Annotated in this window: 17 protein-coding genes, 1 tRNA gene and 1 pseudogene; 12 read left to right on the top strand and 7 right to left on the bottom strand. The window is 59.4% G+C overall.

The window, feature by feature from the left end:
• Nucleotides 1-31: 31 nt before the first annotated feature.
• Both BGO89_05295 and BGO89_05290 read right to left on the bottom strand, forming a co-directional pair.
• Nucleotides 32-104, bottom strand: a tRNA-Met gene (locus tag BGO89_05295).
• Nucleotides 105-111: 7 nt separating this feature from the next.
• Nucleotides 112-900 carry a hypothetical protein gene (locus BGO89_05290; GenBank protein ID OJX58728.1) on the bottom strand — a complete coding sequence of 263 codons (789 nt, stop codon included), beginning with the start codon at nt 898-900 and terminating at the stop codon, nt 112-114.
• Between the two features lie 227 nt (nt 901-1,127).
• On the opposite strand from BGO89_05290, the gene BGO89_05285 reads away from it, so the two are divergent.
• Together BGO89_05285 and BGO89_05280 are read left to right on the top strand one after the other, a co-directional pair.
• On the top strand, nt 1,128-2,219 hold the full coding sequence (locus BGO89_05285) for a hypothetical protein (protein ID OJX58727.1): 1,092 nt from the start codon (nt 1,128-1,130) through the stop codon (nt 2,217-2,219).
• 303 nt (nt 2,220-2,522) lie between these two features.
• Complete coding sequence (locus tag BGO89_05280; protein ID OJX58762.1) at nt 2,523-2,936, top strand: hypothetical protein; 414 nt, start codon at nt 2,523-2,525, stop codon at nt 2,934-2,936.
• Between the two features lie 17 nt (nt 2,937-2,953).
• Here BGO89_05280 and BGO89_05275 read toward each other — a convergent pair whose 3' ends face one another.
• Nucleotides 2,954-4,042, bottom strand: a complete 1,089-nt coding sequence (locus BGO89_05275; protein OJX58726.1) for a glycine cleavage system protein T — start codon at nt 4,040-4,042, stop codon at nt 2,954-2,956.
• A 45-nt stretch (nt 4,043-4,087) separates the two neighbouring features.
• Between BGO89_05275 and BGO89_05270 the strand changes: the two genes are divergently transcribed.
• Nucleotides 4,088-4,585 carry a hypothetical protein gene (locus BGO89_05270; GenBank protein OJX58725.1) on the top strand — a complete coding sequence of 166 codons (498 nt, stop codon included), beginning with the start codon at nt 4,088-4,090 and terminating at the stop codon, nt 4,583-4,585.
• Nucleotides 4,586-4,782: 197 nt separating this feature from the next.
• Entirely contained in the window at nt 4,783-6,081 is a 1,299-nt protein-coding gene (locus BGO89_05265) for a hypothetical protein (protein OJX58761.1), read from the top strand.
• Nucleotides 6,082-6,101: 20 nt separating this feature from the next.
• Here BGO89_05265 and BGO89_05260 read toward each other — a convergent pair whose 3' ends face one another.
• Nucleotides 6,102-6,560, bottom strand: a complete 459-nt coding sequence (locus BGO89_05260) for a hypothetical protein (protein ID OJX58724.1) — start codon at nt 6,558-6,560, stop codon at nt 6,102-6,104.
• Nucleotides 6,561-6,666: 106 nt separating this feature from the next.
• Between BGO89_05260 and BGO89_05255 the strand changes: the two genes are divergently transcribed.
• Nucleotides 6,667-8,448: a hypothetical protein gene (locus tag BGO89_05255; GenBank protein OJX58723.1), complete on the top strand. Its 1,782-nt coding sequence runs from the start codon at nt 6,667-6,669 to the stop codon at nt 8,446-8,448.
• A gap of 264 nt (nt 8,449-8,712) precedes the next feature.
• Here BGO89_05255 and BGO89_05250 read toward each other — a convergent pair whose 3' ends face one another.
• Nucleotides 8,713-9,174 carry a hypothetical protein gene (locus BGO89_05250; protein OJX58722.1) on the bottom strand — a complete coding sequence of 154 codons (462 nt, stop codon included), beginning with the start codon at nt 9,172-9,174 and terminating at the stop codon, nt 8,713-8,715.
• Nucleotides 9,175-9,360: 186 nt separating this feature from the next.
• On the bottom strand, nt 9,361-9,603 hold the full coding sequence (locus tag BGO89_05245) for a hypothetical protein (GenBank protein ID OJX58721.1): 243 nt from the start codon (nt 9,601-9,603) through the stop codon (nt 9,361-9,363).
• 180 nt (nt 9,604-9,783) lie between these two features.
• Between BGO89_05245 and BGO89_05240 the strand changes: the two genes are divergently transcribed.
• From BGO89_05240 to BGO89_05225, 4 genes are read left to right on the top strand one after another with little or no spacing between them, the layout of a single operon-like run.
• Nucleotides 9,784-10,902, top strand: coding sequence for a hypothetical protein (locus BGO89_05240; protein OJX58720.1), 1,119 nt, complete (start codon nt 9,784-9,786; stop codon nt 10,900-10,902).
• On the top strand, nt 10,899-11,999 hold the full coding sequence (locus tag BGO89_05235; GenBank protein OJX58719.1) for a hypothetical protein: 1,101 nt from the start codon (nt 10,899-10,901) through the stop codon (nt 11,997-11,999). Before BGO89_05240 ends, BGO89_05235 begins: the two co-directional genes overlap by 4 nt.
• Before the next feature lie 58 nt (nt 12,000-12,057).
• Nucleotides 12,058-13,350 (top strand): HTTM domain-containing protein, encoded by a 1,293-nt coding sequence (locus BGO89_05230; GenBank protein ID OJX58718.1) that lies wholly within the window; start codon nt 12,058-12,060, stop codon nt 13,348-13,350.
• Nucleotides 13,343-15,532: a hypothetical protein gene (locus BGO89_05225; GenBank protein OJX58717.1), complete on the top strand. Its 2,190-nt coding sequence runs from the start codon at nt 13,343-13,345 to the stop codon at nt 15,530-15,532. The genes BGO89_05230 and BGO89_05225 overlap by 8 nt, the downstream gene beginning before the upstream one ends.
• Here the strand turns inward: BGO89_05225 and BGO89_05220 are convergent, their stop codons facing one another.
• Nucleotides 15,533-15,892: a hypothetical protein gene (locus BGO89_05220; protein OJX58716.1), complete on the bottom strand. Its 360-nt coding sequence runs from the start codon at nt 15,890-15,892 to the stop codon at nt 15,533-15,535.
• Nucleotides 15,893-15,987: 95 nt separating this feature from the next.
• On the opposite strand from BGO89_05220, the gene BGO89_05215 reads away from it, so the two are divergent.
• From BGO89_05215 to BGO89_05205, 3 genes and pseudogenes are all read left to right on the top strand, one after another.
• Entirely contained in the window at nt 15,988-16,776 is a 789-nt protein-coding gene (locus BGO89_05215; GenBank protein ID OJX58715.1) for a hypothetical protein, read from the top strand.
• Nucleotides 16,777-17,314: 538 nt separating this feature from the next.
• The gene (locus BGO89_05210; protein ID OJX58714.1) at nt 17,315-18,295 is read left to right on the top strand and encodes a hypothetical protein; all 981 of its coding nucleotides are present in this window, start codon (nt 17,315-17,317) and stop codon (nt 18,293-18,295) included.
• A pseudogene (locus BGO89_05205) lies at nt 18,292-22,136 on the top strand (hypothetical protein). The gene BGO89_05210 and the pseudogene BGO89_05205 overlap by 4 nt, the downstream one beginning before the upstream one ends.

The following is a 22,136-nucleotide window of genomic DNA, read 5'->3' as shown; positions in this document are numbered from 1 at the left end:
ATGGGTCGGCTTCCCGATGTATCCGGTGATGTGGGCCCGGCCGGACTTGAACCAGCAACCAACGGATTATGAGTCCGCTGCTCTAACCATTGAGCTACGAGCCCGGGCGTCCTAGTTGAACAGACCCACGAAGAGTCCGATCTGTGCCGAGAAGTTCTGTGCCTTGATGCCATCCGGTACGCCGGTGATGACCGTCGTGCGGTTGCCCTTCCAGTCACTGCCCGAAGCCTGGATGGAATATCCGGCCTGTGCACGTACGAGGAGGAAGGGGGCGAGGGCGTATTCCACGTTGAGACGCGGAGCCACGTAGAGAATGCTGCGTTCGAGCTGGGCGAAGACGTCCGGAGGCGTGTTGAAGTTGCCGAGGTCGCGCGAGCCCTTGAAGCCCTGGAAGTAGTTGATCGACTGCGTGCCCCAGCCCAGACCTACGCCGGGAAGGACGGAGAACGACTTGAACGGCACCCATGCATAGTCGATATGGATGGTGCGCAGGCCAAGACCGTATTCGAGCGTGCGGGTCGCCGGCGTGCCGCCGACGGTGACGTCGGTCGTTGCCTGTGAGCTACCTGTGATCCACGAGAATCCTACGCGGAGATTCGGAACGATGCCGATCGCCGTGAAGATTTCCGCACCGGCCAGTACCATCGGAGACTTGAGGTCGGACAGGCCGCTGGTGCCCGTCTGCGAACCCGTCGCCAGTTGCGCTCCCACACGGTTGACGTCCGCGAGATCGGGAAAGCCGAAGGTGACGACAGGGCCAACACCGACTGCGAAATAGGGGATGGCCTCGTCCTTGAGCGGCATTTCCTCGAACGACAGATCGTCGAGCTTGTCGTCCTGTGCCAATACTGGTGTTCCTACCACGATTCCGGCAAGGAGAATAAGCAGAAGACGCTTCATGTGATGGACTCCGAGTTGATGAGGGTGCAAAGATACGGATTGAAGGATGGCTTTTAGACGTCGTTCGGCGAGTTTGTTTCACCGTTACACAGGTGCCCGGGAAACAGGATTGCGGGGGCTTCATCGTCTGCTTTATGTCATAAGTCCTAATTTTCGGGACAGCAATGGGTGGCCGGACCTGCGGGTCGGCCTTCGACGGTGCTTGGTCCATCACGTGAAGAGCTTCAATGAATGCAATCGCTGTCGTCATGGCCGGTGGTCTTGGGGCACGCCTGTGGCCCCGGAGTACGGAGAAGAAACCGAAGCAGTTCGTGCACGTCATCGGAGACGGTACGATGATCCAGAATACGGTGATGCGGCTGATGCCCTTCCTGCCTCCGGAGCGCATCTTCGTCGTGACGACGGACGACCTGGCCCCGCACGTGCTGGAACAGTTGCCGGTGATACCGCCGGACAACGTGATCCGCGAGCCGTTCGGACGGAATACGGCGCCTGCTCTGGCCCTCTCGGCCACGGTGCTCCGTGAACGCTTCGGAGACGACGTCGTGCTGTTCGCCTTCCCGTCGGATCATATGATCTACAACGTACGGGACTTCCAGGCGACGCTGGATCGGGCCTACGTGGCCGCCGCGTCGAATCCCTCCATCGTGACCATCGGCGTGATGCCGACACGACCGGAAACGGGATTCGGCTATATCCAGCTGGGCGAGGACGTCGCGACCGAGGACCCGATGCTGCAGGGTCATATCAAGCATGCCTATACCTTCGCCGAGAAGCCCGATGCCGCTACGGCACAGCGTTTCATCGATGCGGGGGACTTCGTATGGAACAGCGGCATCTTCGTGAGTACGATCCATGCTCTCCGGCAATCCGTGGATCGCTACATGCCCGACCATGCCCCCCTCTTCCATCAACTGGAACGACATATCGGCAAGGATACCTACCCTGACGTCCTCGAGAATACCTATCGCCAGATACGATCCATCTCCTTCGACATCGGCGTGATGGAGAAGGCCGACAATGTCGTCGTCGTCGAAGGCAGCTTTGGATGGAGTGACGTCGGTTCGTGGGACGAGCTATACCGTCTGCTCATGAAGGACGGCAAGAACAACGTCATCGAAGGCAACGTGGTGACGGTGAATACGGCCAATTGCCTCGTGAGCGGATCGACGGGACGCATGATCGGATTGGTCGGTGTCGACAATCTGATCGTCGTCGAAACCGAAGGCTCCATCATGATATGTCCACGGGGCGAAGCCGAACAGGTGCGGGATCTCGTCGACCTGATGCGCCGCAGGCAGATCACCCGTCACCTATGATCCTATGAACGGAACCGCATGTCTTCCATCATGACCGGATGCAGATGTATACCCCTCTACGCTGTGGCCATCGTCGTGGCTACTACGTATGCCGCGGCCCAGGATCCATCGCAGCGTACGCGGCAGGCCGACAGTCTCAAGCAGGTGTGGGACGTCCTGTGGAGGCGCAGTGACAGCCTTCGCGTCGAGGCGATGATCGCACGGATGAAGAGCGACAGTCTTCGCAAGGCTTCGGCCAGGATGAATGGCGGAGATGCCACGCCCGACAGCGCCATCGTCGACGACCTTCGCCGGCAGGCCGCGTTGCGTACGGCGCAATTGAAACTCGGTTCGGGAAAGATCGCGGCAGGGCAGACGGTTTCGGATACCCTGTCGAAGATCGGCATGACGCGTGACGCCGAGACAGGGCAGGCCTCGTACTATGCGGAGAAATTCCACGGACGTCGTACGTCGAGTGGAGAGGACTACGACATGGACGACTATACCTGTGCCCACAGGTGGTTGCCGTTCGGGACGAAGGTCCGCGTCACGAATCTTCGTAACGGAAAGCGTGTCGTCGTGCGTGTGAACGATCGAGGGCCGTGGAAGCACGAGCGTCTGATCGACGTTTCGAAACAGGCCGCGAAGGATCTCGATATGATCCGTCACGGTACCACGACGGTTCGTCTCGACGTCGTCGAAGACGACGCCGAGACGGGAACGATCGATGAACCGTAGTGCGGTTGCGTTCTGGCTTAGAGGAAGGGAATCTTGGCGACTTCTGCGGGGAACGTCGTTCCGCGCGCCTTGATCTCGATGGCGGTTCCGGGAGCTGCGAGATCGACGCGGACATAGCCGAGGCCGATGCCCGTGTTCAGGCCGGGTGATACGTTCCCGCTCGTGACCTTTCCGACCACGTCGCCATTGGATACGATTTCATAGTTCTGACGGGGGATGAGCTTCTCGGACTTCATGACGAAGCCGACGAGCTTGCGGGCAGGACCGGCTTCCTTCGTGGCCGTGATGACGCCGCTGCCGTTGAACGACCCCTTCGCGAGCTTCGTGATCCATCCGAGACCTGCTTCGATGGGATTCGTCGTATTGTCGATGTCGTTACCGTAGAGACAGTAGCCCTTCTCGAGGCGCAGTGTATCGCGCGCGCCGAGACCGATCCACTCGATACCGTATTCCTCACCGGCCGTGAACAGTGCATCGACGACGCTCCTGGCTGCCGTGAAGTCGCCACGGAAGTAGAGCTCGAAGCCCGGTTCGCCAGTATAGCCCGTGCGGGAGATGATCATCGGTACGCCAGCCAGGGTGCCGTCGATGAACGAATAATAGGCCACGTTCTCGAGATCGGCGTCCGTCAGTTTCTTCAGGGTGGCAATCGCCTTCGGTCCTTGCACGGCGAGAAGATGGACGTTGTCACTCTCGTTGGTGAGCTTGACATCGGAAAACTCCGCTGCGTTCTCCACGATCCAGTTCCAGTCCTTCTCGACGTTCGCACCGTTGACGACGAGCATGTAATGATCGCCGCGATGATAGACGAGGAGATCGTCGACGATGCCACCGTCGCCATAGCACATGGCCGAATACTGGGCCTTGCCGGGTGCGAGCTTGGATGCGTCGTTGACGGTGATCTTCTGGATCATGGCCAGCGCATCGGCGCCGCGAACTTCGAACTCGCCCATATGGGATACGTCGAAGACACCCACACCAGTACGAACGACGTTATGCTCGTGCAGGATGCCCTTCGGATACTGGATGGGCATTTCGAATCCGGCGAAGGAAACCATCTTTGCGCCGGCCGCGACGTGGATTGGATGAAAAACGGTTGTTTTCATGTCGTGTCCAAGTGTTAGAATAGCGTGCAAATATGCGGAGATAGCATGATACCTGTGCTGTGGGGCCTGATCGTGGCGGTGGCGGATCTACTTTGGCTTCTTGCCGAACTGGGGCTCGGAATGCTGGATGGAGGATATTCGTACTCGACGACGGTCCTGTGGTTGGTCGTTCCTCCTATCGGTGCCGTGGGGGCCATGGCCCATGCGAGGAAGCTTGCCGAGGGGCCGTTCGGTTATTGGCGGGCGGTCCGCACCGGTGTGCTGGCGACCCTGCTCGGCACCATAGGTGCGGTGGCCGTGTGGGCACTCTTCGTCCTGGTCATCGAACCCATGTACTTCTCGATCATGATCGACTATGCGATGATGGTCGCCAAGGCCGCACCCAACGTCACGAAGCAGTACCTGGCCGCCCAGTTGACGGCGTCGCTGCTGATCTATTCCATTCCGAACTTCTTCATCGTGAGTGCCGTCCTGCCCATGATTTCCGGGTCTCTCGCAGCATTGATCGCCAGTGCGGGACTGCGGCGTCGTGTCGTTGCATGATGGACATACATGTCGCCGACGAGAGCATCGCCGGCACGTGAATCCGCGGGACGACATGTCCCGGTTCACCCGGTGAAGGATCGCCTCCGGCATACCGGATATGCTACCGGTGAGCCGTGTCCATCCGTGCGAAGGACTGCATACGTTTGTCATCGACTCGCCGTCGGTACGAGGGAAGAATGCAGAAAGGACTCCGCATGCCATCACGTCGTGACCTGCTCCAGACATTGATCGCTCTCGGTCCTATGGCCGTCATGGCCACACCGGCCATGCGCTCCGTGGCGTCGACCCTGGCCGCTTCGCCCATACCGCCTGGCGCGGCTGCGTCCGACGAGGACTTCTGGACGACGGTCCAGCAGGCCTTCGCCGTGGATCGGACGATCGTCAATCTCAACAACGGCGGCGTGTCTCCGTCGCCACGGACGGTACAGGACACGTTGCGCAGACTCACCGAGCAGGCCAATCAGATGCCTGCCTATGAGCTGTGGCGCCGCCAGGAGCCGCAGGTCGAGACGGTGCGCGAAGGCCTGGCGTCCATGTTCGGTGTCGATACGGAAGAGATCGCCATCACGCGCAATGCGAGCGAGTCGCTGGAGACGTTGCAACTCGGCCTTCCCCTGAGGAGCGGCGACGAGGTGGTGACGACGACGCAGGACTATCCCCGGATGCTGACGACATGGGATCAGCGGGCACGGCGTGACGGCATCGTCGTTCGTAAGGTCCGCTTCGACGTTCCCGTCCGTGATGTGCGGACGATCGTCGCTGCCATCGAAGCCGCATTGACGCCGAAGACGAAGGTCATTCACGTTTCGCACGTCGTCTTTCTCACTGGCCAGATCATGCCCGTCCGTGAGATATGCCGTCTTGCACGCGAGCGCGGAATCTGGTGCATCGTCGACGGTGCCCATTCGTTCGCGCATTTCCCGTTCCGGCAACAGGACCTCGAATGTGACTTCTTCGGTACGTCCCTTCACAAATGGTTGACGGGACCGATCGGTACGGGGATGCTCTACGTGAAGAAGGAACGTATCCCGGACGTATGGCCACTCATGGCCGCGCCGAAGGAATCGGACGGGAACATCAGGAAGTTCGAGGAGATCGGTACACATTCGGCGGCAGTCCATAACGCTCTCGGTGAGGCCCTGGCCTTCAATCGTGCGCTTGGACTGGAGCGCAAGGCTACGCGGTTCCGATATCTGCATCGCCTGTGGACGGATCGCCTGAAGCGTCACGAGGCCGCTCGGTTCCTTACGGATATCGACGACGACAGGAATCAATGCGGCCTTCGCCTGGTTCATATCGAAGGCACCGATCCGGTCAAGCTGTCCGGATGGCTTCTCGACAAGCGGCGCATCTTCACGGTGGCCATCGTTCACGACGAATTCAAGGGTCTGCGCGTGGCGCCGAACGTGTATACGACACCGGACGAAATCGAACGTTTCGCCGATGCCATGGAGGAAGTGGTCCAGGGCAAGGTGAGCGAGGTGAAGGCATAGCGACAGGCGTGGAGTCCGTCTCATCCGGCGGCTTCATCCTCCGCCGTTCCTTTCGATGGAATCTGCGTCGGCTGGAAGATCTCCACCAGTTCCTGTTCCAGCGTCCTGTGTTCGTGATACCGATCCTGATCCCGTACGAAGGAGGCCATCATCTCGATGTGCCATGCGGGCATGAGTGTGACGTGAACGCCTTCCGACCATGCGAAGCGCTTGTACGATCGTGCATGATTGCGGATCGTATTCTGCGATACTTCGAAGAACACCGGGAAGAAATCTTCCATCGTGGATGGCTCGGTGCTGAGGATGAGGACGTGCATGTGATCCCGGCAGACGTGCAGGGCCTTGATGGTGCAGTCGTTGGCCACAGCCGTTTCGCGTGCGAGGCGTTCCAGTGATTCCTGCATTGTGGCCGACAACGGGCCGCTCTGGGCCGTCGGAATGAAGATCAGATGAATACCGTAGGTCTGCTGCGAGAGCATCGTGTCTCCGAACGTTGGTGATGGACGTTCGTGCCGTTGCCGATCGGTAATGTGACCTGGTTTTGTCAGGATATGGATTCCCGTCGTCGTTTTCCCAAATTGTGCCATGAATCTGCGTCGTATCGGCAACGTCGTCGCCGTCATCGCAATCCTCGTTGCGATGGGATTCGGCATTGCCTATCTCCTGCTCAACGACAAGGTCCAGGATACCATCGAACGATCCGTGGCCGCCTATCTCAAGGACAGGGTCGAGCACGACATGCAGGACCTCGATTCCACTATCAGCGTCGGGATCGGTGCACTCAGGTACGGATTCTTCACCCAGCATCTGGAGATCGACAGCATCACCATCCTCGATCTCGATGGTGATACGGTCACGGGACGGATGATGCATATCGTCATTCCGAGCGTCACATGCACGGGTGTGGCCTGGTGGGACGTGCTGTTCGGCGATGGTCTTTCGCTCGGTACGATCACGATCGACAGTCCGGTCGTGACGTACATCAACAGGACTCTCGAAATCGGGAAGCGGACCAGCACGCATGACGACGACACGACCCGGTTCCGTCTGCCGTCCCTTCCCAACGTAGACTCCGTTCTTCAGGTCCTGATGATACGTCACCTGCCGCTGAAGGTGCGTCCGCTCAACATCGCAGGTATCCGCATCTCCGATGCGACGTTCTACAACAGGGGACGCGATTCGCTTGCGTCCTACGACGGATCGTTCATGGGGATATCGCTCGACGTGGAGGACATCAGTATGGGGACGGTGGGGGGCAGACCCATCGGACACTTCATGCTGGAAGTGGATTCCATCCAGCGCGTCTATGCGGACGGGCGCTTCATCAGGGCCCAGGGCATGCGCTTCGATATCGGCGAACAGGATACGTCCTTCGTCGTCGATACCGTCAGTTACGACTCACCCGTCGGCAACAGGTACTATGCGGATGGCGTGCGGTTCTCCTATCCCGGGCGGAGCATCGCCATCGACTCCTTCCGGTTGCGTCCGGGCAAGAGCGATGCGGACTTCTTCGCCGCCCGCAATGTTCGTACGGACCGGTTCGAGGTCGCGGGATCGCACCTGAAATTCACCGAGATCGACATCCCCGCATTGTCCCGTGGTGAACAGTTGCACGTGCGGAAGATCGCCGTCGGGCGACTCGATCTCGACATCCTGAGCAACAAGGTTCCGCCACCGTCTCGTCGGGCGAAGCCCCCGCTCATGCCCTACCAGCTCATGCGCTCGGTTCCGTTCAGCATGAACATCGATACCATCCAGCTCAAACATGCTTCCATCACGTATTCGGAGAAGCATCCGAATTCATTCAGGTATGCCACGCTGTTCTGGTCGGGCACACGCGCCACGATATCGGGTATCAGCAACGATCCGGCGAGGCAACGCCGGCAACCCGTCGTCGTCGACGCATCGGGTCAGTTCATGAACCGTGCGCGGATGTGGCTCACGTGTACCATGCCCATGAACGTGGACAGGCACGAGCTCGATGCCGTGGGTGGCATGCATGGCATGGATGCGACGGTACTCGCGGGTTTCCTGACCATCGCCGAGAACATCGGTCTGCAATCGGGCCGTACGGGCGAAGCCAGATTCAGATTCTCCGTGCGTGGCCGTGCCAGCCGTGGCACCGTCGACGTCGAGTACCACGACCTCAAGCTGCAGATGGTGGACAAGAAAACGAAGAAGTCGACCGGCCTGTTCGACAAGGTTGCCTCGTGGCTGGCCAACTGGCTCGTCATCAGGAACGACAACGTTCCCGGCGACAGATACAAGACGGGTGTCATCGACTACACGCTTCCGCGCGATGCCGCCATCATGCAGACGCTATGGTTTCCGCTGAGGGACGGACTGGGGGATGTGATAGGATTCTAGGGATTAGATCCGATCGCTGGTTCACATATAGAGGATGTTCGTTCTGGCATGCTGTGTGTCGATCAGCCGATATGCGTTCGTATTGGAAACATGATGCTGATTGCATGGTGTATACTCAGGATGGTATCCTGCAGGTACTGGTCATCTTCGAGCGTCTCGATCACGATGCCAAGATCGCTGGCCCGCCGTGATGTAATATGACAGTCATGCGCTTTATGATTTTCGTGATCGGAAAGCTCGTTGACAATGCGTGCAGCCTTATGGTCAGCATCGATATCCAGACTTGAGCATGTTGCCGAGTAGCCAGTCCCGGGCCATTGTTCTGGCACGATCCATAGCCAGAGTTGCCTGATAGTATGCGGTCGGTGGAAACTTGCCTAGCCGTACTTGCCAGTATGCCGCCTTGTTCGGGGTTTGCAGTATTTCCGCAGCAGCCTCATCGAATTCTTTCTTGATCAGTTGCGCCGGAATATGATACAACTGCGGATCTATGGGACCGATGCTGCTTTGCTTTCCCATCACGATGCTCCTGCAACTGAGGGCAATGAGTGTGCCCGCCGACATGGCCAGTTGTGGGACGATAGTCCTGATATCGTTCCCGAACAGCAGTTTCAGATCGTTGACGATCGTTTCCGCTGCTGCTATCCTGCCGCCAGGTGTATGAAGGATAATGTCCAGGCCAGCGCCGCGATCCATGCCGTGGACAGCATTCATGATTCCGACCATATCGTTGTCGTTGATGCTGTGCAAGTCCGGAAGTCTTTCCTACTGCAACCAACCCGAGTAGTAGACGAGTACATTGCGCCCCGTCTGCCGATACAACCTTCCGATGTAGTTCTGCCGGATGATGTCGAATGGTGTCGGAGCAACGATGCGTATCTCGTCGAGGATTTCATTCAATGCAGGGATGCGTCATAGCCTATAGGTGGCAACGACCGGCATTGTAGCAGCGTTGGAGACATACGACGGTTTGACCGGTACCCGCTCCTCGCCGTCGACATAGTCGAGATTCTCATCCCAGTCGGGTCCGGTGATCCTCTGGACGTTAACGACGTCCTCGAGTATTCTCATCACCTCTATCGGGTGCAGATTTCCGGTGTTCGGATTCATGTGATGTCTCCCAGATTCGTGTATGGCAAACATGGTGCTATTCATGCGTCGTCCGTATCACATGTTCACCAAACCTCCGTTCCGATTCATCACATTGGTCGAGCCATCGATGATCGGCTCCCGATACATCATTCCTCGTGATGATCCACTCTTTATTTGGATCAAGTCCAGATAAGCAGTAATTTCGGACCAAATCAGTCCTACTTCCCCGACAGACAGAGCAACATGATGAACATGTTCCGTACCATGGCCCTCGTCGCCGTCTCGGCCGCCGTCCTTGCAGGATGCTCCGATTCCTCCTCGAATCCGAAGGATCCGCTTTCCATTCCTGCCGTGTACGACAGCACGTCATATCGTACGAATGCCGCCGCCGAATATCAGATTCGTACCCAGCTCGCGAGCCTCGTTTCTCTCATGAAGACGGGTCGTACGTCGGGCACGAGGGTCAGCCAATCGGAGCTGGAAGCGAAGTACGCTCCACTGGCGTCGCTGACGACGTCCTACTATGCCGGTCGTGTCGGTCAATCGCTGGCTACGCTCGCGTCTGCTAGCGGTGGCACGTACGATCCTTCGCGTCCCGTCGCCGAGAACGGCGAGGGTGGCGTCTTCAACGGCTACCTGTTCGACAAGTACGGTCTCGAATGCGAGCAGCAGGTCGAGAAGGGGCTGTTCGCCGCGTTGCTCTACAATCAGGCCGTCGCACAGATGAGCGGTGACGTCACGCCGGCGAAGATCGATCGCATGATCGCCGCCTTCGGTGCACATCCATCCTTCCCGAACACGGACAAGGCTGCCAGCAATCCCGACGTCTTCTGCGCAGCGTATGCCGCACGCCGCGACAAGAACGACGGCAATGGCTTCTACAGCACCATGAAGAAGAACTTCCTCAAGGCACGTGCCGCCGCGGCCGCAGGAAGCAACTACAACGCGGAACTCAACGAAGCGCTCGGTACGATCCGCGACACGTGGGAACGCACGCAGATGGCTACGATCGTCAACTACCTCTACAGCACGATCTCCACGCTGTCCGCGACGAACCTCGACGACAAGGGACGTGCCTCCGCACTGCATGCCTATGGCGAATGCGTAGGCTTCATGCATGGATGGCGCGGCGTTTCCCCTTCGATGAAGATCATCTCCGATACCAAGATCGACGAGCTGCTGATCCTCATGCGCGCACCCGTCGACGGTCCGGCACGCTCCTACGAACTCGTCACGCAACCCGTAACGGCGCTGCCCGATCTCGCGCGCGTGATCAGCGAGATCAAGGTCATCTATGGTTTCACCGATGCCGATCTCCAGGACTTCAAGCAGAACTGGGTCGCCGTACAGAACCGTCAATGATGAAACGTCTCGCACTCATCGTATTCGCCTCGATGGCGCTGTGGTCCTGCGGAACGTCCGGGGGAACGGCGCCTGACGATACCTTCGATCGCTCGGCCATGCTTCGCGATATGGCCGAACACTGGATCGTACCATCCTACGCCGAAGCATCCGCAACTGCCCATGCCATGTTCCTTGCCATCGACGGATTCACGGCCGATCCACGACCGCAGACGTTGAACGACGCACGGCAGGCGTGGGTAACGGCGACGGACGCGTGGGAGCGTATCGTCCTGTTCGACTTCGGTCCTGCCGAAGGACTCTACGGCGATCTCACGATGAATGCAGGGACGTTCCCCGCCAGCCCGACGAAGATCGAACGCTTCGTGACCGCCGGCGATACGTCGATGCAGAACTTCGATCGTGACTCCCGCGGTTATCTCGCCATCGACTATCTGTTGTACGACGGCAGCGACGCCGACATCGTGGCCCGGTTCTCCGGACCGGAGAACGCCAACCGCAGGGCATATCTGCGTACCGTCGCACGCACCATCGACGAACAGATCGCCACGGTATCGAATGCATGGAACACGAGCTACGTGACGACCTTCGTACAGCATAATGGTACGGATGCAGGCAGCTCCGTGAGCGAACTCGTGAACTCGATGGCCATGAGCTTCGAAGTGCTGAAGAACGACAAGGTCGGCACGCCGGCAGGAAAACGCGTAGGCCAGAGCGGACCCGATCCCCGTCGTGTGGAAGCCTACTACAGCGGCCGCAGTGTGGCACTGATGCGTCGTCATTTCGCCGCCATCACGGCCACGTGGGGAGGTATCTCCGACAATGGCGGTACTACGTTCAAGGCCTTCGACGACTATCTCATGACCGTTACCGGCGGCGAGCGTCTCGTGACGGATACCCGTGCACAGATCGCCCGGGTCGAAGAACTGCTCACTGCACTTCCGCAGGATGCGACACTGGCATCGTTGTGCGCGTCGAGCGACCCGCGCATCGAAACGCTGCATACCGAACTTCAGAAACTCACCCGCTTCCTCAAGAGCGAGATGGCGTCCGTTCTCGGCGTCGCCATCACCTACAGTAGTGGAGACGGCGATTAGAAGCCGTATACATACCGATACGTACCTCGACAGGACGGTACCAATTGCACCCTTGGTCATGCTGAGAGTGCTTTTTGGTTTTTTGTTGACGATCAGTTGCATCCGGTTCATGATGCTCGGATGGATCCACGACCAGTACGTGGCACCCGTGATGCACTTCCCGTATCCCGGATTCACGTGGGTTACGACCCTCGGTGAACCGGGCATGTACGTCGTCTTCGGCCTCATGTTGACCAGTGCGATATGCGTCATGCTCGGATATCGATACCGGATCGCTTCCGTCCTGTTGTTCCTGACGTTCACGTATGTCGAATTGATAGACAAAACCTATTATCTGAATCATTATTACTTCGTAAGTATCTCGGCCTTCCTGATGATGTTGCTCCCTGCGCATCGTTCCTTCAGCCTCGACGTCGTCAGGAAGCCCGATATCCGACTCGACGAGATCCCGGCGTGGATGGTCGACGTCCTGAAGCTGCAACTGGCCATCGTCTATTTCCACGCGGGAGTGGCGAAGATCAATCACGACTGGCTGATCGAAGCACTGCCGCTGCGGATATGGATGCCGGCCAACGACACCCTGCCCGTCGTAGGACCGCTCATGACGGTGAAGTGGATGCCGTGGGTATTCTCGTGGTTCGGGATGATCTACGACGTCACCATCGCCTTCTTCCTCTACTGGAGGCGAACCCGTCCGTTCGCCTATCTCACCGTCATCGTCTTCCATGTCGTGACGGGGATGATGTTCCAGATCGGCGTCTTTCCTGTCGTCATGATCGGCATGACGCTCGTCTTCTTCGAACCGTCGACGCATCAACGGATCATCGACGTTCTGAAAGCGCTGGCCGGTCGCAAGGGAGCGGATGCCGTATCCGGTTCTCCACGTCGTCCCGCTCCGACATCGTACCGATGGCTGCTCGTCCTTCTGTCGATCCATCTCGTCGTGCAGTTGCTGGTGCCGTGGCGATATCTCCTGTATCCGGGAAATCTGTTCTGGTCCGAAGAAGGCTACCGTTTCTCATGGCGCGTGATGCTGATGGAGAAGGCCGGTACGGCGACGTTCTACGTCAAGGACAGAGTCACCGGCAGGGAAGGGCAGGTCGTCAACGGAGAGTTCCTGAATACGCATCAGGAGAAGCAGATGTCGATGCAGCCGGACATGGTTCTGCAGTTCGCTCACTTCCTGCACGACCACTATGCGGCACGAGGCATCACCGATCCGGTCGTCCGAGCCGAAGTATGGGTGACGATGAACGGGCGTCCGAGCAGGCTGCTCGTCGATTCCACCGTCGATCTGTCCCGCGAGCAGGAGGGCTTCCATCACTATGCATGGGTCCTGCCGAATGACTGATCGCATCCTCATCGTCATGACCCTGATCGTTGCGGCCGTGTCCATGCATGCGCAACGCCGGGACACCGTCAATCTTCCGGGTGTAGACGTCAACAGCGACCGCTCGAAGGGCGCCACCATCTCGCATGCACCCGACGTCGAGGCCGGGGCCATCTACGCGGGCAAGAAGACGGAAGTCATCAGGCTGGACCGCATCATGGCCAATACGGCGACCAACAATCCGCGACAGGTCTTCGCTGGCGTGGCGGGGCTCAACATCTGGGAGAGTGACGGCAGCGGACTGCAGCTCGGCATCGGCGGTCGTGGTCTTTCGCCCAACCGTACGTCCAACTTCACCACGCGTCAGAACGGATACGAGATATCGGCCGATCCGCTCGGCTATCCGGAGAGCTACTACACACCGCCGATGGAAGCGCTGCAGCGCATCGAACTCGTACGTGGAGCGGCGTCGCTTCGATACGGGACCCAGTTCGGCGGCATGGTGAACTTCATCATGAAGGATGGAGCCCTGGATCGTCCCATCGAGTCGCGTCTGCGCATGACCGGTGGTTCCTATGGCTTCGCCAATCTCTTCGGTCAGGTGGGTGGAACGATCGACGGAACGCGCTACGTGGGCATGTATCAGTACAGGCGTGCCGACGGCTGGAGACAGAACAGCGAATACGACGTGCATACGGCCTATGCCGCCGCGAGCCATGCCTTCGGTAATCTGCGGGTCAAGGCCGACTATACCTTCATGACCTATACGGCGCATCAGCCGGGCGGACTCACGGACAGGCAGTTCCTTCTCGACGCACAGGAATCGATGCGGAGCAGGAACTGGTTCAGGGTGGACTGGAATCTCGCATCCATCACGCTCGACTACGTCATCGACGATGATCTCGCGTTGCGCTCGCAGTTCTTCGGCAATGCCAGTGGTCGTACGGCCCTGGGCAACCTGGAGCGGATCAATGTCGTGGACCTCGGTGGTGAGAGGACGATGATCGACGGAACCTTCCGCAACATCGGTAACGAGACATCGCTTACCTGTGATGTCGATCTGTTCGACGAACAGTCGACCGTCGTCATTGGCTGGCGTCTGTTCCACGGCACGACCAGGCAGCGTCAGGGCAACGGCAGTGCGGGAAGCGATCCCGACTTCCGCTTCCTTCGTCCGGACGATCTCGAAGGATCGGACTATCGATTCCCCAACGACAATGCGGCGCTGTTCGCCGAAAGCGTCATACGACTCGGTGGCGGCTTCGCCATCGTGCCCGGCATACGGTTCGAGCATATCACGACACGTGCCGAAGGATACTACAAGCAACGCGTGACGGACTTCGCCGGCAACGTCATCGTCGATACCAACATCGACGAATCGCGTACGCGCTCGCGATCCTTCGTGCTCTTCGGTCTCGGTGCGACGTATCAGCTTCCGGTCGGACTCGAGCTCTACGGCAATCTGGCGCAGAACTATCGCTCCATCACGTTCAGCGATCTGCGCATCAGCAATCCCAATCTGCGCGTCGATTCCAACATCGTCGACGAGCGCGGATATACCGCCGACATCGGCATACGCGGGCGGATCGCCGATGTCGTCACGTTCGACGCATCGCTCTTCTATCTCCGGTACGATCGCAGGATCGGTCAGATCCTCAAGGCCGACGAGCCACCGCTCTACCTCCCATACCGCTTCAGGACGAACATCGCCGATGCCTATACGGCCGGCCTCGAAACGGTTCTGGAATGGGACGTCACGTCGACGTTCACGCACGATGAAGCCGTGCCCAACGTGCGCCTCATGGTGAACGCTTCGGTACTCGACGGACGCTACATCGATACGCAGGATCCCTCGATCCGTGACAAGCAGGTGGAACTGGTACCGCCGTATACGGTGCGTGGCGGAATCTCGGCGTCATGGAAGGGCTTCCGCGCTTCCTTCCTCTATTCGGCCATCGGCAAGCACTATACCGATGCTACCAATGCGGAGTATTCGGCGACGGCGGTGAACGGTGCCATTCCGGCATATCGTGTGGCCGATCTCTCCGTGCAGTATGCCTTCGACCGGTTCACGATCGAAGGCAGTTGCAACAATCTCTTCGACGAACGGTACTTCACGCGCAGGGCCGATTCCTATCCCGGTCCGGGCATCATCCCCGCCGAGGCGCGAAGCCTGTTCCTGACGCTTCAGGTCGTGATCTGATCACTCGAACAGGGCTGCGTCGAGCGCTCCCTTGGCCGTCGTCGCTTCCGGCGGAATGTCGGAGAAGATGCGTGCTTCCATCCGCTTCGTGCCCTTCGGTGGAATGGTGGCGAAGTAGGCCTTGGCATCCGTGGCTACTTCCTTGCCGTCCTTGTCGTAGAAGCGGACACGTACGACGGGATCGACGCATTTCTTCTTCGTCGTATTCGTTACGGTAACCGTGGTGACGGCATCGTTGCCTCGGCGCGAGAACGATACGGCGACCTTGCAGGACTTCTCGAGTTCCTGCGCCACCAGCATTGCGGCGGAGCACAGGACGATGGCCGTGACGGCGAACAGGCGCTGGATGGACATGCGCATGAATGAACCTCGTGTGTGAGTTCGATGATTCCGGAAAATACACAGGGCCGGCATATCCCGGACGGAGCTGGGCGTCCATTGCGTATTCTTGCCGGATGACAATCTGGATCATCATCTCCGCCGTCCTGGCGATCATGTGCGCCTACGCCGTTCGCAATGTCATCTACTACCGCCGTAAAGCCTATCGTCTGGCCCACAAGGTGGTCGGCGGCTCGATCGGAACGATCACACCGCCGGAGCTCGACCCCGTCTTCGAGTTCACGGAACACGGCTTCGCGCGTTCCACCGCCGTCCTCTATATCGGCCGTGGCTCGATGAGCGTGATAGGTGCTACGTCCGATTATGAAGCATGGATCCTTGCCGTCCTCGCGAAACGCGCCTCGCGCATCTTCGAATTCGGCACGTGCACCGGCCGTACCACCTATCTCATGGCCGCCAACGCTGCGGACGACTCGACGGTAACGACGCTCACACTGCCTCCGGCCGACCGGGATACGTATCGGACCGGTGAAAAGGACAGTATGCGGGCATCGGACAATGCCCTGGCCGAGTCGGCGTTCACCAGCTTCCTCTACAGTGGCTCGGACGTGGAGCACAAGGTCCGCCAGCTCTTCATGGACAGCAAGCAGCTCGACGTCGCCGAACACGACAGGCAGTACGACTTGATCTTCGTCGACGGTTCCCATGCCTATTCCTACGTCAGGAGCGACACCGAAAAGGCGATGCGGATGATCCGTCCGGGCGGCATCATCGCCTGGCACGATTACCGGGGAGCGTACGGCGACACGAAGGACGTCTACATCTATCTGAACGAACTCGCCGCCACCAGGAAGTTGAAGCTGATCGAGGGGACGTCGCTGGTGGTGTACAGGCACGAGGGGTAGAAGACGGGCGAGTGTTGCGCAGTGGCCGTGTGTCCATGGAACGGCGACGATCCCTTGCGCGTGGGGCATATACGATATATCCCGTTGGCATCATCGGAACGACGGATTCCCGGAGCATGCGGAATATTCGTCAACTCTTCCGTGACGTTTTCGCCCCATCACGCTCCTTGTATATGCATGGCCATGAAATGGGTAATGGCTGAACGACACCGGGATGTTTCCGCCCGTGTCGTCGTGGAAATCAGATACGGGTATAGCAAGGCAGAGGCCGTAGTATCGTGCCCCGGATCGCCGGCTCGGTACACGCCGTTGATCGACGAATGTCATAGTGTGGAGAAGTATCGTTTGCGTTGTCATAGTCTCCAATGATAACATCGCACTCGATCGGTGCATATGTGGTCGTCCGGCCGGATGCCGGACATGAACGATGGCCGGATGCTTCCGGACCATCATCTACGGGCTGGTGCAGTCTGGCCGTCAGCGGCCATGTACGATCGACGAATGATCGTCGAATAGGCAACGGAGTGCCGGAATTCCGATGCCGCAAGGATGGCAGCCGCCATACATGCTGCCGGGGCATGGTCTGAATCGTAGTGGTATGATCCGTAACTCTCGATACTTCCGGAGTCTTTCCATGATTCGCATACAGGGGTGGATCGCTCTCATCATGACGCTGACGATGTGCTCGGCCGTCATGCCTTCATATGCGCAGGACGACGACGTCGTGCGCCGTACTGCCGTCCTCGGCAGCGAAGACTTCGATGCCGATGGTTTCCTTGATACCGTCACGGTGACCGTCCGCTACGATGCGGAGCATGGAAAGCGCTATCGCGGTGTGAACCTCGCGGCCATTCTCTGGGGCTACGACGCGGAGAACAAGGACGCCGTGGCCGATACGACCGTCCTGGACGTGACGCTGGATGGCGGGGAGTCCATGGATGCCTACCTCTACGACACGGACAAGGATGGCATCCGCGACATCGTCGTCTATGCGTCGAAGAAGCAGGGCGACGCCGGCACGGCCCGCCGCCGCTGGGTCATCCGTCCGGATGCGGAGATGAAGACGCAGAACACGTTGGCCTTCCGTGGCGCGAACATGCGCAGTCAGGCCGCTGCATGGCTTGCGGACATGGATGCCGCCGATACGACGGAGTCGCGGAAGATCAGAGGGACGGGCTATACGGTGACGCCGCTCAACCACCGCCCGCGCAACGAGAAGCGCACGCCCCGTACGATGGACACGGCGCTCGCGAAGCCGCCGGAAACCACGCTCACGCTGGCACCGAACCCTGCGACGAACGAAGTCCGGATGCATCTGAAGGCGGAGAATCTGTCGTCGCCGATGCTGAGGATCATGGACAACACCGGACGCCTCGTGATGCATCGGCGCTTGAGCGATGAAGCGATGACGGGAATGTCCGTGATCGATATCCGGAGTCTTTCCTCCGGAAGCTATGTGGTGAAGATCGTCGACGGTGGACGCACGATTGTCGAATCCATTCTCGTGGTGCAGCGATGAAACCGCTACCGACAACCCTCGCCTGTGGTCGCAGCGTGCGCCACATCGTTCTCGCCCTCGCGTCGCTCGTCGTCTTCGGTATCTGTATGGTACCGCCGGCACCCGCACAGACGTCCATCAACTCGATGACCGGGGCGCTCTCCTACAGCTATCCCATCACGAGCACGACCGTCAACACGGCGCCCGTCGATGTCCGCCTCTCCTGGCTTCCGAATCTCGAGCAGGTCTACTATGTGAACGGCTCCTATACCTTCGGCATCAACAACCCGCCTCTCGTGACGGGGCACAATCAATGGACATCGGGATCGCGCCGTCACGGCGGCTGGGCCATCTGCGTCAACGGCTTCGCCGTCCAGGTCTTCAACTACGTCCAGAGGTTCGCTTCCGAGTCGAAGGGTTCTACACCTGAGCCGGAGGATGCCACGCGTAACTGGCTGACGGTGGGCTACGATGTCTGCAATCGCATGCAGACCCTGACCGAGCTGGGTGAGCCGGACGTCATCAAGCTTCTGCAGGCCGACGGCTCCGTGCTCGAACTGCGTAACGCCATTCCCCACGATGCCGTGGCCGACGAGGAAGACCGCTACGTCGGCTGGTACTACGTCAACGGCGTTAACACGAATGCCTTCGCCGTCGTCGACTACGACGACACGTACTATCCCACATGGATACAGGACATCACCGCCGATCGCAACACGGACTACGTGAGCGAATGGGCCGTGCGGCCCCGCGTCGTACGCTACTATCCGGGCGATGGGCTCGAATACGTCTTCCGCGAAATCATCCTCCCGTACGGTCAGCAGAGCCTGTCCCTCGTCGGTGTGACGCCGACGGTCTTCTATCTCGAAGAGATCAATCGCGACAACGTCAACATTCTCACCTTCAAACGCTCGAAACACTATCCGTCGGATACGGACCACGATCTGACGCCGGGCCGTGCTCTCGTGGAAGAGTTCCACGGACACCGCATCTCCTACGAGAACAACTTCGTGACGATCGAGGCCGAAGGCCACACGCATCGTCTGCTCATGACGGACCAGTTCACGGTACCGTCGAACGACATCAACGGAGCGACGAGCTATCTGGACGACGAGGCGAACACGACGCGTTGGGCGGACTACGGCTCGCGTACCCGCAGTTACTACAGCAACCTCGTCGCCGATTGGGTCAACGGCGCCCGGATGATGATCCGTGCCATCGTCCAGCCCAACGGCGAGGTCACGAAGATCGCCTACGAGAAGTACGAGCGCATCGCACCCTGGGCGAACTGGAACGGCTTCCGGCCGAACAAGATCACGACGCGGGAGAACATCTCGGACATCGTTTACGCGGAAGAAACCTACCTGCCGAAGGAATACGACACCTGGCATATCGAGGAGTCGAAGCACGGTGTGCAGGCCAGTGCCAACAACGTCGTATGGGCCATCACGCTGTCCACGAATCATGGAACGCCGAAGCAGCTCCGCCGCACGACGTTCGAGTGGTACAATCCGCTCGCGAATCAGGATACGGGATACAGCAGGACGACGATCCGTATCGTGGACAAGACGATGGCGACGGCCGACTCCGTGCGGAACACGACCGTCAACTACTGGTCATGGCGGACCATTCCCGCGTCCATCGATCCCGCTCTCGACGATCAGGTGCATCGCTATCTGAGGAATTCCATCAGCGTATCGGGTGACGTCCAGACGTCTTTGAAGCGGGTCGAGGAACAACTGGTCGGCGGATCCAACATGTTCTTCTATCCGACGGAGAGTACGACGTGGGTGCGGGACGGTCTCTCCAATGCGGACCTGCAGACCGAACACAACACGTACGCCTATACGTTCACCGACTATCACAACATGACGCACGGGACGTACGGCAATCCTTCCACGGCCATGAAGAGCGCCTACGGCAAGGGTGTCGCCACGACGACGAACACCATCTACGAGCCGACGTCGACGACGAACGTCTTCCGCACCATCGAGACGTCGCTGGCCACGAACATGCTCTACGGCACGGCGACGTGCTCCTATACCGATACGACCTTCATGGAGGCGATGACGCGCCGCGCGCTCGACAGCGTGCGTAACGGTTCGTCGGCCATCTCCAACTTCCAGCCGTCGATGGTCATCGCACCGTCGGCCACCAACCATACGTACCGACTGTGTCCCATCTGGGGTATGGAGTCGTCCGTGTCGGTCAAGGACTGGCTCGGCAACTTCATCGGCGGCACGGACGTCTCATATCAGTCCGGCAGCGCATGCAGCGTCCTCGTCGAAGCCTTCCGTGGTTCGCCATTGTACGTGACGACGTACGGCATGTCGGACGTCACCGGGCTGAAGGCATCGGCGCCGCTCAGAACGCAGTCGCTATCGTACACCAACGGTAGCAGGGCACGTCTGCCACGTCTCGCCACCGACCCCCAAGGGGCGAAGGTGACGCTCTCGTACACGTCCGGTTCGGCTCCCAATGGCATCCGTACGGACAATGCGGGTACGACGACGACGGGCGTCGCCGTCAACGACTTCGACTATCTGCACGACGACGCCATCGCCGTCGTGCCTGCCGTGCGCCGCATGAATCCATCGGGTCTGTCGGTCGACGAAGTCGGCCTTCCCATGCACAGCGGCAGTACGGCCGACGGACGTCTCACCACGTCGTACGATGCGAACCGTCACCTGTCCTACGGCAGGGTCGACATCGCAGGGAAGAGCACGATGTCCTGGGTACCGGGCGACATCCCGTCGACGGGATGGACGGACCGCCAGCCCTACATCAAGCTCTGGAAGGGGCACACGAAGGAAGACAAGACCTATACCCAGAACGTCTGTGTGACCGATCCACTCCCGGCAGCCGAGACGACCTACGACAACTTCAGGTTGCGGACGATGGAGGAAGCGGCAATCGTCCAGCGTCTGTGTGCCAACCTCGGCGACGGCCGTACGATGACGCAGAACGGCACCATCTACCTGAACTACGTAGCGAACAGCGGCGACCATCTCCATCGCGAATCGGCCGACATCGACGACGGTCACCTGCGTATCGTCGTCACGGGGCTGTCGTCCCTCGAGTGGACCTTCCTCGGCAAGGTGACGTTCAGCGGCGGTGGACTCGTGACGCCGGTGCAACTGGACTACGAGTTCTCGCGTGACCACGTCTTCGATCCCGTCCTTGCCGACACGTTCGCCATCTGGGAGATCCCGCTGGACGAAGACGTCCTCACGGCCATGAAGGCCATGGCCACGAACGACGTCATGCAGATCGAGATCACCGTGGCGCCGACGGCTGCGGGCAAGATTCCGTTCCTCGAACTGGCCTGTCATGCAGAGGACGCGGCTCCGCGTCTCGAATTCTGGAAGTCATCCACCATCAACGCCATCGTCGGCAACCGTCCCGACAAGGCATCGAAGGACTTCACGGCGGCCACGATCGTGAAGCCGGCGGACTTCAAGGTCGAGTCATTCGCCAAACTCGACCAGTCGTCTCAGCACGTCGGTACGGCATCGTATACCGCGTCCACGGCCAGTCTGTTCGGACGCTACGGCAAGAACTACGGCGAATACCTGCCGTCGAATCACTCGGCCAAGAGCTGGACCATCGACGGCAATCCCTTCAGCGGGTCGGCCACGCGGCTCGTGACGACGCAGATGGATGGCTTCGACGACATGGTCGGTTCGACCAACGTCGCATCGAATACCGTCTCGGTGACGAAGAACCAGTACGGGTTGAATACCATCACCTTCCAGGACAACACGACGTGGAAAGGATGGGATACGCTGGCCGCGGCCAGCGCCCTCGTCGCCTCGCCGTCCGGCTTCTACGGTATCTGCTACAAGAGCAAGTCCATCGACGA

Source organism: Candidatus Kapaibacterium thiocyanatum (assembly GCA_001899175.1).
Taxonomy (GTDB): Bacteria; Bacteroidota; Ignavibacteria; order Kapaibacteriales; family Kapaibacteriaceae; genus Kapaibacterium; species Kapaibacterium thiocyanatum.
This window is presented reverse-complemented; position numbering and strand designations above follow the sequence as displayed.

Bases quoted from the DNA above. Each gene is read 5' to 3' on its own strand.
- BGO89_05215 (OJX58715.1), top strand. From the start codon at position 15,988: ATGACAATCTGGATCATCATCTCCGCCGTCCTGGCGATCATGTGCGCC.
- BGO89_05265 (OJX58761.1), top strand. From the start codon at position 4,783: ATGCCATCACGTCGTGACCTGCTCCAGACATTGATCGCTCTCGGTCCT.
- BGO89_05210 (OJX58714.1), top strand. From the start codon at position 17,315: ATGCCGCAAGGATGGCAGCCGCCATACATGCTGCCGGGGCATGGTCTG.
- BGO89_05220 (OJX58716.1), bottom strand. From the start codon at position 15,892: ATGCGCATGTCCATCCAGCGCCTGTTCGCCGTCACGGCCATCGTCCTG.
- BGO89_05240 (OJX58720.1), top strand. From the start codon at position 9,784: ATGATGAACATGTTCCGTACCATGGCCCTCGTCGCCGTCTCGGCCGCC.
- BGO89_05225 (OJX58717.1), top strand. From the start codon at position 13,343: ATGACTGATCGCATCCTCATCGTCATGACCCTGATCGTTGCGGCCGTG.
- BGO89_05245 (OJX58721.1), bottom strand. From the start codon at position 9,603: ATGAATAGCACCATGTTTGCCATACACGAATCTGGGAGACATCACATG.
- BGO89_05260 (OJX58724.1), bottom strand. From the start codon at position 6,560: ATGCTCTCGCAGCAGACCTACGGTATTCATCTGATCTTCATTCCGACG.
- BGO89_05270 (OJX58725.1), top strand. From the start codon at position 4,088: ATGATACCTGTGCTGTGGGGCCTGATCGTGGCGGTGGCGGATCTACTT.
- BGO89_05275 (OJX58726.1), bottom strand. From the start codon at position 4,042: ATGAAAACAACCGTTTTTCATCCAATCCACGTCGCGGCCGGCGCAAAG.
- BGO89_05230 (OJX58718.1), top strand. From the start codon at position 12,058: ATGCTGAGAGTGCTTTTTGGTTTTTTGTTGACGATCAGTTGCATCCGG.
- BGO89_05285 (OJX58727.1), top strand. From the start codon at position 1,128: ATGAATGCAATCGCTGTCGTCATGGCCGGTGGTCTTGGGGCACGCCTG.
- BGO89_05255 (OJX58723.1), top strand. From the start codon at position 6,667: ATGAATCTGCGTCGTATCGGCAACGTCGTCGCCGTCATCGCAATCCTC.
- BGO89_05235 (OJX58719.1), top strand. From the start codon at position 10,899: ATGATGAAACGTCTCGCACTCATCGTATTCGCCTCGATGGCGCTGTGG.
- BGO89_05250 (OJX58722.1), bottom strand. From the start codon at position 9,174: ATGGTCGGAATCATGAATGCTGTCCACGGCATGGATCGCGGCGCTGGC.
- BGO89_05290 (OJX58728.1), bottom strand. From the start codon at position 900: ATGAAGCGTCTTCTGCTTATTCTCCTTGCCGGAATCGTGGTAGGAACA.